The 11,132-nt window shown below is 72.0% G+C and carries 9 protein-coding genes; 3 read left to right on the forward strand and 6 right to left on the reverse strand.

All coding sequences use genetic code 11. The features are described from left to right. Positions 1-315 precede the first annotated feature (315 nt). The 5 genes from ACK4UM_RS14730 to ACK4UM_RS14750 form a co-directional block, all read right to left on the reverse strand. The gene (locus ACK4UM_RS14730) at positions 316-1,830 is read right to left on the reverse strand and encodes an ABC transporter substrate-binding protein (RefSeq protein ID WP_409800489.1); all 1,515 of its coding nucleotides are present in this window, start codon (positions 1,828-1,830) and stop codon (positions 316-318) included. Between the two features lie 55 nt (positions 1,831-1,885). After that, entirely contained in the window at positions 1,886-2,983 is a 1,098-nt protein-coding gene (locus tag ACK4UM_RS14735; RefSeq protein ID WP_409800491.1) for an ABC transporter ATP-binding protein, read from the reverse strand. Continuing rightward, complete coding sequence (locus ACK4UM_RS14740) at positions 2,980-3,966, reverse strand: ABC transporter ATP-binding protein (RefSeq protein WP_409800493.1); 987 nt, start codon at positions 3,964-3,966, stop codon at positions 2,980-2,982. Before ACK4UM_RS14740 ends, ACK4UM_RS14735 begins: the two co-directional genes overlap by 4 nt. Next, positions 3,963-4,682 (reverse strand): DUF1028 domain-containing protein, encoded by a 720-nt coding sequence (locus ACK4UM_RS14745; protein WP_409800495.1) that lies wholly within the window; start codon positions 4,680-4,682, stop codon positions 3,963-3,965. Before ACK4UM_RS14745 ends, ACK4UM_RS14740 begins: the two co-directional genes overlap by 4 nt. A gap of 520 nt (positions 4,683-5,202) precedes the next feature. Further along, positions 5,203-6,729, reverse strand: a complete 1,527-nt coding sequence (locus tag ACK4UM_RS14750) for a gamma-glutamyltransferase family protein (RefSeq protein ID WP_409800507.1) — start codon at positions 6,727-6,729, stop codon at positions 5,203-5,205. A 353-nt stretch (positions 6,730-7,082) separates the two neighbouring features. Here ACK4UM_RS14750 and ACK4UM_RS14755 point away from each other — a divergent pair, with 353 nt between their 5' ends. Then, positions 7,083-7,829: a FadR/GntR family transcriptional regulator gene (locus tag ACK4UM_RS14755; protein WP_409800497.1), complete on the forward strand. Its 747-nt coding sequence runs from the start codon at positions 7,083-7,085 to the stop codon at positions 7,827-7,829. Here ACK4UM_RS14755 and ACK4UM_RS14760 read toward each other — a convergent pair. Next, the gene (locus ACK4UM_RS14760; protein WP_409800499.1) at positions 7,807-9,015 is read right to left on the reverse strand and encodes an NAD(P)/FAD-dependent oxidoreductase; all 1,209 of its coding nucleotides are present in this window, start codon (positions 9,013-9,015) and stop codon (positions 7,807-7,809) included. The genes ACK4UM_RS14755 and ACK4UM_RS14760 overlap by 23 nt on opposite strands. A gap of 527 nt (positions 9,016-9,542) precedes the next feature. On the opposite strand from ACK4UM_RS14760, the gene ACK4UM_RS14765 reads away from it, so the two are divergent. Both ACK4UM_RS14765 and ACK4UM_RS14770 read left to right on the forward strand, forming a co-directional pair. Then, on the forward strand, positions 9,543-10,193 hold the full coding sequence (locus tag ACK4UM_RS14765) for a uracil-DNA glycosylase family protein (protein ID WP_409800501.1): 651 nt from the start codon (positions 9,543-9,545) through the stop codon (positions 10,191-10,193). Further along, positions 10,190-10,978 (forward strand): enoyl-CoA hydratase-related protein, encoded by a 789-nt coding sequence (locus ACK4UM_RS14770; RefSeq protein WP_409800503.1) that lies wholly within the window; start codon positions 10,190-10,192, stop codon positions 10,976-10,978. The genes ACK4UM_RS14765 and ACK4UM_RS14770 overlap by 4 nt, the downstream gene beginning before the upstream one ends. The last annotated feature ends 154 nt before the right edge of the window (positions 10,979-11,132 follow it).

Here is an 11,132-nt window from a genome sequence, read left to right on the forward strand (position 1 = left end):
GCTTCATCCTGCACGACCCCCACCCGAGCTCTTGTTTCCCTCGCCCTCCCCCAAGGGGGAGGGGAGACCCGCGCTCCCTTCATTCACGATGGAGAGCACCCGGATGCGCCGTGCCGTCTTGTCCTTCCCCCTTGGGGGAAGGTGGCTCCGAGCGAAGCTCGGAGACGGATGGGGGTCGTGCAGGAGGCACCCTGGCGCTTCATCCTGCACGACCCCCACCCGAGCTCTTGTTCCCCTCGCCCTCCCCCAAGGGGAGGGGAGGTCCGCGCGCCCTTCATCGACGCTGGAGAGCGCCCGGATGCGGGGAGGCCCCCCTCAATCCATCCGAACGCCCACCACGCGCACCAGCCCGTCGGGCAGCTGCTCGTAGCCGGACACTTGGTCGGTGTGGGCGATGAGCATCGCGCGGTGGTAGAGGTAGAGCACCGAGCCCTCCGTCATCCACACCTGCGCCGCGCGCTCGTAGGCCGCCTTGCGGTCCTCGAAGCTCGTCGCGGTGCGCGCGTCGGCGAGGGCCTGATCGACGACCTCGCTCGAGAACTTGCCGTAGTTCAACGGCCCGTCCGTGGTCGCGAAGGAATAGATGTTGCCGTCCGGATCGGGGCGGCCCGACCAGGCTAGCATGAAGGCGCCGAAGCGGCCGGCCTCGGCCTCCGAGAGCCCGGTGGCGAATTCGACGACGCGGATGCGCATGTCGAACCCGGCCTCGCCGGCCATGGCCTGGATCACTTCCGCGACCTGGCGCACTTCCGGGTTGTTCGGCACCATGAAGTCGACGACGATCGGCGTCGCCACGCCCGCCTCGGCGATCAAGGCCTGCGCGGCGGCGACGTCGCGCTCGGGCACGGGGAAGGCCTCCTGGTACCATTGGTTCGTCGGCGCGACCCATTGATTGCCGGGGAAGAAATTGCCGTCGAACACCACCTGGTTGATGGCGTTGCGGTCGATCGCGAGGTTCAGCGCCTGGCGGATGCGCGGATCCTCCGCGAGCGGGCCCGTCGCGCCCTCGCCGTTCGCGACGTTGATCGTCATGCCCTGATAGCCGAGCTCGGTCACGATCGCGAGTTCGAGCCGCGGATCGGCTTCGATCGCGGGGATGTCGGTCGCGAGCGCGCGCTCGATGAGATCGAGCTGGCCGGCCTGGAGATTGGCGAGCCGCACGGTGGAATCCGGGATCGGGCGGTACTCGATGCGCTCGAGATGCACGTTCTCGGCGTTCCAGTAATCCTCGAAGCGCTCGACGACGATGCGATCCTGCTGCACGCGCTCGACGAAGCGGAAGGGCCCGGCGCAGACCGGAGCATTGCCGAACGCGTCGCCCGCCGCCTCCACCGCCGTCGGCGACACCATCATGCCGGCGCGGTCGGTGAGCGTCGCGAGAAGCGGCGCGAAGGGGCTCGCGAGGTTGAGCTGGACGGTGAGGTCGTCCACCACCTCGACGCTCTCCACGATCGAGAGCTCGCCGCGGCGGAAGGAGCCGGGCATCTCGCGGTGGCGGTCGAGCGAGAACTTGACGGCCTCGGCATCCATGTCCGTCCCGTCGTGGAACTTGACGCCCTCGCGCAGGCGGATGGTGAGCGTGCGGCCGTCCTCCGAGGTCTCGTGGGAGAGCGCGAGCTGGGGCACGATGTTGAGATCGGCGTCGATCTCGAACAGCTTGTCGCAGATCGAGGCGAACACGATGCGCCCGACATAGGTGCGCCCGAGCGACGGGTCGAGCACGTCCGGGTCCTCGGCGAGCCCGATGCGCAGGGTCTGCGCGCTCGCCCCCGAGGCGGCGAGGCCGAGGGTCGCGACCGCGACCGCGCCGGCGATGATGGTCCTCTTCATCACGATACCGTCTCCCTCTCTTGTCGGCGGCGCGTCGCGGCCGCCTTTCGTGTCCTCAGCGCGCCGTATTCTCGGCGGGCGCATGGGGTTTCGTGCCCTCGAAGGCGGCGAAGAGCCGCTCGAGGCGCGGATCGGTCGGTGTCTCGCGCGGCACGAGATCGCCCGCGTCGGGCAGCTCGTTCGCGTAGAGACAGGCGGCGGCATGACCCGGCCCCACCGCGAGGAGCGGCGGGCGCTCGCCCGCGCAGGCCGGCGTCGCGTGCGGGCAGCGGGTGCGCAGATGGCAGCCCGACGGCGGCGAGAGCGGGCTCGGAACGTCGCCCTGCAGGAGCCGCCGCTCGCGCCGCGCCGTCGGCGAGGGCGCCGGGATCGCCGAGATCAGCGCGCGCGTATAGGGATGGCGCGGATCGCCGAAGACGGCATCCGTCGGCCCCTCCTCGACGATGCGCCCGAGATACATCACCGCCACCCGGTCGGCGATGTGGCGGACGACGCCGAGATCGTGGCTGATGAAGACGTAGGAGAGCCCGAGCCGGCCTTTGAGCTCCTCCAAGAGGTTGAGGATCTGCGCGCGGATCGAGACGTCGAGCGCCGAGACCGGCTCGTCGCAGACGATCACCTTGGGCTCCACCGCGAGCGCGCGGGCGATGACGATGCGCTGGCGCTGGCCCCCCGAGAATTCGTGGGGAAAGCGCGCCGCCTGGTAGGGGCGCAAGCCCACTTGTTCGAGCAATTCGCCGACGCGCGCGGCGCGCTTTTGCGCGGGCACGATGGCGTGCAGCATCAAGGGCTCGGCGAGGATCTCGCCGACCGTCATGCGCGGATTGAGCGAGGCGAACGGGTCCTGGAAGACGATCTGCACCGTGCGGCGCAAGCCCTTGGCCTCGCGCTCGGGAAGGCTCGTGACGTCCCGGCCCTCGACGCGGATCGTGCCCTCGGTCGGCTCGATCAGGCGCAGCAGCATGCGCCCGAGCGTCGACTTCCCGCAGCCCGATTCGCCGACGAGCGCGAGCGTCTCGCCCGGCATCAGCGAGAGCGACACACCGTCGACCGCCTTCACGCTCGCGAGCGTGCGGCCGAGGAAGGAGCGCTTGGCCACGAAATGCTTGACGAGGCCGTCGGCCTCGAGGACGGGGCGGGGGGTCGCGCTCATGCGACGAGACTTTCGAGCGGCGCGCGCCAGCAGCGGGCGGCCCGGCCCGGCGCCACTTGCGCGAGCGGCGGCATCGACGCGCAGGCCTCGATCCGGAAGGGGCAGCGGGCGGCGAAGCGGCAGCCTTGCGGCGGGCGGCTCATGTCCGGCACCGCGCCCTCGATCGCGGCGAGCCGCTCGCGGCGCCGGTCGAAGCGCGGCAGCGAGCCGAGCAGCCCCACCGTGTAGGGGTGCTGGGGAAAGGCGAACAGCTCCTCGACCGGCGCGCGTTCGACCACCTGGCCCGCATACATCACCACCACCTCGTCGCAGACCTCCGCGACGACGCCGAGATCGTGGGTGATGAGCACGATCGCCGTGCCGGTCTCCTCGCGCAGCCCCCGCATCAATTCGAGGATCTGCGCCTGGATGGTGACGTCGAGCGCGGTCGTCGGCTCGTCGGCGATGAGGAGTTTCGGCGCGCAGGCGAGCGCCATGGCGATCATCACGCGCTGGCGCATGCCGCCCGAGAGCTTGTGCGGATATTCGTCGAGCCGCGCGCCGGGCTCGGGGATGCGCACGCGCTCGAGCATCTCGCGGGCATGCGCGCGCGCCTCGCGCCGGCCGACCGGACGGTGGCGCAGGATCGCCTCTGCGATCTGGTCGCCGATCGTGTAGGATGGGTTGAGCGAGGTCATCGGCTCCTGGAAGATCATCGCGATCCGGTCGCCGCGCAGGTCCTGGAGCGTGCGCTCGGGTGCGGAGAGGAGATCGCGCCCCTCGAAGGCGACCCGCCCCTCGATTCTGGTGCCGACCTTCGGCAGGAGGCCCATCACCGCGAGCGAGGTCACGCTCTTGCCGCAGCCCGATTCACCGACGATGCCGAGCGTGCGCCCGGGCCTCACGTCGAAGCCGACGCCGTCGACGGCGCGGGTCGTGCGCCCGTCCGGCCCCGTGAAGGTGACCCGCAGGTCCTCGACGGTGAGGATGGGCTCGTCGCTCATCGCTCCTCCTCGCGCGCGGCGAGCGCGGCGGCGATCTCGGCGTCGATGCGCGCGCGATCGGTGATGCCGACGGGGTCGGCCTTGGTGGGCAGATAGCGCCGGAAGAGCGCCCAGCGCTCGCGCGAGACCTGCTCCAGGCGGGCGAGCTCGGCGATCGGCTCCGGATGGTCGTCGACGCGCAGGTCGAGCTCGGACCAGTCCTCCGTGCCGTAGATCACGAGGCCGGCCGATTGCTTGCCGCGTTTGTCGCCCCCGGCCGCCTCGCCCGCTTTGAGCGCCGCGATCAGGCGGCGCGGGAAGGGGAGGGCGGCCGCCTCGCGATACGCGCGCGCCGTCTCCTCGAGCACCTCGGGCCCCGCGAGCATGTTGCCGGCGACCCCGCACAGATCGTCCGAGGTGGCACCGCAATAGGGGACGCAGTCCCGCCCCGTATGGTCGGCGACGGTGCCGCTCGCGTCGATCGCCTGGATCTGGCGATGGTCGCGGCCCTCGTCGGCGCCGACGAGCGTCGCGACCGTCTCGGCGGCGCTCTTGCCGGCGCGCAGGAGGGCGAGCCCGGCGGGGCCGTAGAGCGGGTTGATCAGCGCCTGCGTCGCGACGATCCCCACGCCTGCCGCGACATAGGGCACCCGCGCCCCCACCGCGAAGAACCGGCTCGCCACGGCAATGCCGAAGGCGCCGGTCTCGGGATCCTTGGCGACGATCGACCAGGTCATCGGGGGGGCTCCGAACCGGTTCGGTGGGTGGGAAATGGGGGTCGTGCCTGCATCGAGCTGTCGTCCCGGACGCCGAAGGCGATCCGGGACCCATATCCACTACGCTGCACTCGCAGCCTATAGGCTGCGTTTCTCCGACGACCGAAGCCACTGACAGGTAGCGGAGCGAGCGCGGCATGCGCGCTCCGACAAGCGTCGAGCGTATGGGTCCCGGGTCCGCTTCGCGGCCCGGGATGACAGCCATAGAGGCTGTCGCCATATTCCTCCACGCCGTCATTCCGGGTCGCGAAGCGGGCCCGGAATCCAGAAACTCCAAGGCTCGGCGAGCAGCCGATAGGCTGCGTCCCTCGACCTTCGGGTGCTTCGCACTCGCGCAACGAGCGCGCATGCGCGTTCGGTCCACCGTCGTGGATCTGGGTTCCGGGCTCGCTTCGCGCCCCGGAATGACGGCGTGGGAAAGCCGTGCCACCTCCCCGCAAGGGGAAGGAGAAGCGTCCCGCGCTCGTCGCTGCCCGCCCCATCAATACCCCACCGCCTGGCCGTCCTTGCGCGGGTCGGAGCCTGCCGCATAGCCGCCCTCGATGCGCCGGATCAGCTGGGCGCCGCCGAAGCCGAAGCTCGTGTCGGGCTCCTCGACCGTGATCGCATGCCCCAGAGCGGCGAGCCCCTCGAGCACTGCCGTGCCGACCGTCTCCTCGATCGCCACCTCCATGCCGGCGACGACGCGCCAGCGCGGGGCGTCGGCCGCCTGTTGCGGGTCCTGGCCCCAAACCTGCGTTCGCAGCGTCATCTGCAGATGCCCTTGCGCCTGCATCGGCCCGCCCATGACGCCGAAGCTCATCTCGGGGCGGCCGCCTCGCATGACGAAACCGGGGATGATCGTGTGGAAGGGGCGCTTGCGCGGGCCGACGCGGTTGGGGTGACCCGGCGTCGTCACGAAGCCGAAGCCGCGATTCTGCAGCGAGATGCCCGTGCCCGGCACCACCACGCCCGAGCCGAAGCCGGCATAGTTCGACTGGATGTAGGAGATCATCATGCCGCTCTCGTCGGCGGCGGTGAGATAGACCGTGCCCCCTGCCTTCGGCGCGCCCGCTCCGCGATCCTGCGCACGGGCGGGGTCGACGAGCTTCGCGCGGGCGGCGAGGTAATCGGGCGCCAGGAGATCGGCGGCGGCGACGTCCACCATCGCGGCGGGGTCTGCGACATAGGCCTCGACATCGGCGAGCGCGAGCTTCGTCGCCTCGATCTGGAGATGGAGCGCCTCGACGCTGTCGGGGGCGAGCCGACCGATGTCGTGGTGCGCGAGCATGCCGAGCGCCATGCAGGCGGCGATGCCCTGGCCGTTCGGCGGGATCTCGTGGAGCGCGACGTCGCCGTAGGACGCGCTCACGGTGCCGCACCAATCGTTCTCGTGGGCCGCGAGATCGTCCTCGGTGAGCGCCGCCCCGTGCGCGCGGGCGAACGCGGCGATCTTCTCGGCGAGTTCGCCGCGATAGAACGCCTCGCCGCGGCTCTCGGCGATCGCGCGCAGGCTGTCCGCCATCGGCTTGCAGGCGAAGATCTCGCCCGCTCGCGGCGCGCGCCCGTTCGGCAGGAAGGCCTCCGCGAAGCCGGGCTGGCGGCCGAGCATCCGCTCGGCGCGCGCCCACAGGTTCGCGATCACGGGGGAGACGGAATAGCCGTTCTCGGCATAGTCGATCGCAGGCGCGAACAGGGCCTCGAAGGGCAGCTTGCCGAAGCGCGTCGAGAGGTCGACCCAGGCGGAGACGGCGCCGGGCACCGTGACGCTCTCCCAGCCGCGCTCGACCATGCCGTTCGGGAAGCGCTCCGGGTTCCAGCCGGCCGGCGAGCGGCCCGAGGCGTTGAGCCCGTGCAGGCGCTCGCCGTCCCAGAGGATGGCGAAGGCGTCCGAACCGAGCCCGTTGCCGGTCGGCTCGACCACGACGAGCGCGATCGCCGCCGCGAGCGCCGCGTCGACCGCGTTGCCGCCCGAAAGCAGCATGCGAAGCCCCGCCTGCGCCGCGAGCGGCTGCGAGGTCGCCACCATGTTGCGGGCGAGCACCGGTGAGCGGCGGGAGGGGTAACGGACGGCGCGATCGGTCTGCACGGGTGAGCCTTCCTCGGGGCATGCCGGGCTCGCGCGAGGGCGAACCATTATCGGACCGCGGCGCCTTCGGTACGCGTGCGCTCTGCGGAACCGGATCAGGCTAGACCCGTATACGAACGCATTCAAGCGTGCGTCTGCACGAATTCCGTTCAGCAAAAGCCCATCATGACGGCGGAGCGGCCCGCGGATTAGGCTCGACAGCGCAGGGCCAGATCGCGTACCAATTTCAATATTGGTACATTCCCCATGAGGCCGCGTCCGGCGCGCCTCGCCCGCCCACGATCGGAGGTCGCGTGTCCGTCCCCGTCCATCACCCGGCCGCAGCGGACGGCGACGCGACCGGCGCCGATCGCGGCGACCCGGTGCTCGCCGCCCTCTCCGCGGCTCTGGCGAGCGGCGTCATCGTCGAGGACGGACGGGTGGCGCCCGAGCGGGAGATCGCCGAGCGGCTCGGCGTCGGGCGTCGCGCGGTGCGCCGCGCCCTCGACGCGCTGGAGGCGCAGGGTCTCGTCTGGCGCCGGCAGGGCCAGGGCACCTTCGTCTCGGCCCCGCCGAGCCCGCTCGCCAAGCGCCTCGCCGGTCTCGCGAGCCAGACGAGCCCCGCCGAGATCATGGAGGTGCGCCTCGCCATCGAGCCCGTCATCGTCCGCCACGCCGCCGCCCGCGCCGCGCCGGTCGACGTCGACGGCCTGCGCCGCCTCGCCGAGCGCTCGCACGCTGCGCAGACGGACGCCGATTACGAGCGCTGGGACCGCGCCTTCCACCGCAAGCTGGCCGAGACGATGCGCAACGGCCTCTTCCTGGCTCTGTTCGAGGCGCTCGAGGCGGTGCGCGACGATCCCGTCTGGCAGCGGATGCGCGAGGGGACGCGCTCGCCCGATCGGCGCGCGCGGCTCGGCCGCGAGCATCTCGCCATCGTCGAGGCGATCGCCGCCTGCCGCCCCGATGCGGCCGAGGAGGCGATGCGCGCCCATCTCGCCTCCGTCGGCGAGAGCCTCGGGCTCGACCTCGCGCCGTTCAGAGCGCGGCGAGCGCCTTGAGATCGATCGCGGGATCGGCGACCGCCTCCGGCGGCGGCGACCGGCCGCTCTCGATCAGCCGCTTGCCGGTCATGTAGGCGCGCGCGTCGTTCATCGCGTCGACCGCTATCAGCCGCGCGCCGGCATAATACCAGTGCGAGCGCGCCGCGCCTTCCCCGCGCACGACGATGCGATCGTGGCCGGTGCCGAGCCCGGCGATCTGGAGCTTGCAATCGTACTGGTCCGACCAGAACCACGGCATCGCGCGATAGGGCGTCGGACGCCCCAGCATCGCGAGCGCCGCCGCCTCGGCCTGGGCGATGGCGTTGCCGACGCTCTCCAGCCGGATCCGGCGCCCCTCGTGGGGGAAGGAGGCGCAATCGCCCGCGGCGAAGATCGCCGGATCGCTGGTGCGGCCGAATTCGTCGGTGCGGATGCCGTTCTCGAGGGCGAGGCCGGCCGCCTGCGCGAGGGCGACGTCCGGCTCGATCCCGAGCCCGGCGACGACGAGGTCGGCTTCGAGCCGGGTCCCGTCCGCGAGGAGCGCGCCGGTCACGCGTCCCTCGCCGAGGAGCCGCTCCAGCGCCACGCCCTCGCGGATGTCGACGCCGTGGGCGCGGTGGAGCGCGCGGAAATAATCGGCCGTCTCCGCGCAGGCGACGCGGCCGAGGATGCGCGGGGCGATTTCGACGAGGGTGACCGCCATCCCCTTCTGCGCGCACACCGCCGCCGCCTCGAGACCGACATAGCCGCCGCCGACGACGAGCACGCGCCGGCCAGGCGCGATCTCGGCGGCGAGCGCGTCCGCGTCGTCGCGCGCGCGCAGGACGAAGACGCCCGCAAGAGCGCCGCCGACCGCCGCCGGCATCCGCCGCGGCACGGCGCCCGTCGTCAGCGCCAGCGCGTCGTAGGGCAGGCTCTCGCCGTCGGCGAGCACGACGCGCCGCGCCGCGCGGTCGATCGCGGCGACGGTGGTGGCGAGCCGCAGGTCGATTCGGTTGTCCGCGTAGAAGGAGGCCGGGCGCAGGAGGAGGCGCTCGAGCGACGCCTCGCCGAGGAGATAGGCCTTCGAGAGGCGCGGGCGGTTGTAGGGCGCGACGTCCTCGGCGCCGATCAGCACGATCGACCCCGAAAACCCTTCCGCCCTCAGCTTGGCGACGAGCGCCGAGCCCGCCTGCCCGGCCCCCACGACGACGACGTGCTTCATGAGGTCGCAGATAGAGCCGCGCGCGTGCGCCGTCAAACGGGCGATGGACAGGCCGTCGCGCACGGGCCCCACCCGGCCGCCGTCGCTGCGCTCCGGCGTCCACCCTCCCCTACGGGGAGGGATTGGCCGCACGTATCCCTCACCGTAGCTCTAAGAGGTTCACACATCTCTCCCGACTGGATGTCCTGGAGATCCTCAAGGTTTCCTGACGGGCTCGACGGTCTCCCCTCCCCCTTGGGGGAGGGCAATGGGACTCCTCTGGGGTGGGGGTCGTGCAGGAGGAACCGTGACGGTGCCGCCTCGACGACCCCCATCCGTCTCCGAGCTTCGCTCGGAGCCACCTTCCCCCAAGGGGGAAGGACAAGAGCGGCCTTCGTCGACGTGCAGAATCGATCATATGTGCATGCCGTACCCCGTCGGGGAGGGTGGCCTCCGAGGCGGAGCCGAAGGAGGTCGGGTGGGGCGCGGGATCGAGACCGCGCGTCTCCCCCCTTCAGCTCCGCCCGCCCCCTCCCTATCTCCCCCGCATGTCATCCCCCCTCGACGATCTCCTCGCCGAGCTGCGCGCCTGCCGGGTGTGCCGGGACGCGCCGACGCGCGGGCCCGCGCTCGCGCACGAGCCGCGGCCGATCGTGCAGGCGAGCGCGACCGCGCGGCTGTGCATCGCGAGCCAGGCGCCGGGCATCCGCGCGCACGAGGCGGGGGTGCCGTTCCGGGATCCGTCCGGCGTGCGGCTGCGCGCCTGGCTCGGGATCGGCGAGGACGTGTTCTACGATGCCGGCCGGGTCGCGATCGTGCCGATGGGCCATTGCTTTCCCGGCTGGGACGCGCAAGGGGGCGACCTGCCGCCGCGGCGGGAATGCGCGCCGATCTGGCGCAAGCGCGTCTTCGAGAATCTCCCGGCGCTCGAGCTCGTCCTCGTGATCGGGTCGCACGCGCAAGGGTGGCACCTGCCGCAGGCGCGCAGGGACGGCATGACGGCGACCGTCGCTTGCTTCCGCGAGATCCTCGCCGAGGAGCGGCGCCCCCGCGTCCTGCCCCTGCCGCATCCCTCGTGGCGCAACAATGCCTGGCTTGCCCGGAACCCGTGGTTCGAGGAGGCGCTTCTCCCCGTGCTGCGCGCCGAGGTTTCCACTATCCTCGGCATCCGCGAATCGAGAGGGGAGGACGCCGCATGACGCCAGTTCTGGAGAGCCGCCGGGAGGGCGCGGTCGCGGTCCTGACGCTGGCGCGCCCCGACAAGCTCAACGCCTTCACGGCCGAGCTGCACGCCGCCCTGCGCGAGGCGCTCGCGGCCTGCGCGGAGGACGAGGGCGTGCGCGTCGTGCTCCTCACCGGCCAGGGCCGCGCCTTCTCGGCGGGCCAGGACCTCACCGAGGACCTGCCGCGCGACGAGGAGGGGCGGATCGATCTCGGGCCTCCGCTCGCGCGCGACTACAACCCGCTGATCGAGATGCTCGCCGGCTATCCCAAACTCACGGTCGCGGCGCTCAACGGGCCGGCGGTCGGCGCCTCGATGAACATCGCGCTCGCCTGCGACATCCTGGTCGCTGCCCGCTCGGCCTATCTGCAGGAGGCCTTCGCCCGGATCGCGCTCATTCCCGACGCCGGCGGGACCTGGATCCTGCCGCGCCTCGTCGGGCCCAAGCGCGCGCTCGCCCTGATGCTCACCTGCGATCCGATCCCCGCCGAGGAGGCGCGCGCGATGGGGCTCGTGCACGCGGTCTACGAGGACGCGGATTTCGCGCGCGAGGCGCTCGATTTCGCGAGCCGGCTCGCGCAGGGGCCGGCGCTCGCGCAGGCGATGACCAAGCAAGCGGTGCGCGCGAGCCTCGGGAACGACCTCGCGTCCCAGCTCGCGCTCGAGGCCGAGCTGCAGCGCCGCGCCGGCTTCTCGGACGATTTCCACGAGGGGATCGCCGCCTTCCGCGAGAAGCGCGCGCCGCGCTTCACGGGGCGCTGAGTCTGGCGCCGAGCTTGGCGCCGCACCTTTTCCTCGAGCCCCGCCTCGGACCGATGCGACCAGGCGCCGCCGCTCTCCTTCCCCTCAGGGGAAGGTGGCCCGGCGGCGAAGCCGACGGGTCGGATGGGGTCATTCGCCGCGGGAGCGGCGAAGG

Source organism: Salinarimonas sp. (assembly GCF_046292825.1).
Taxonomy (GTDB): Bacteria; Pseudomonadota; Alphaproteobacteria; order Rhizobiales; family Beijerinckiaceae; genus Salinarimonas.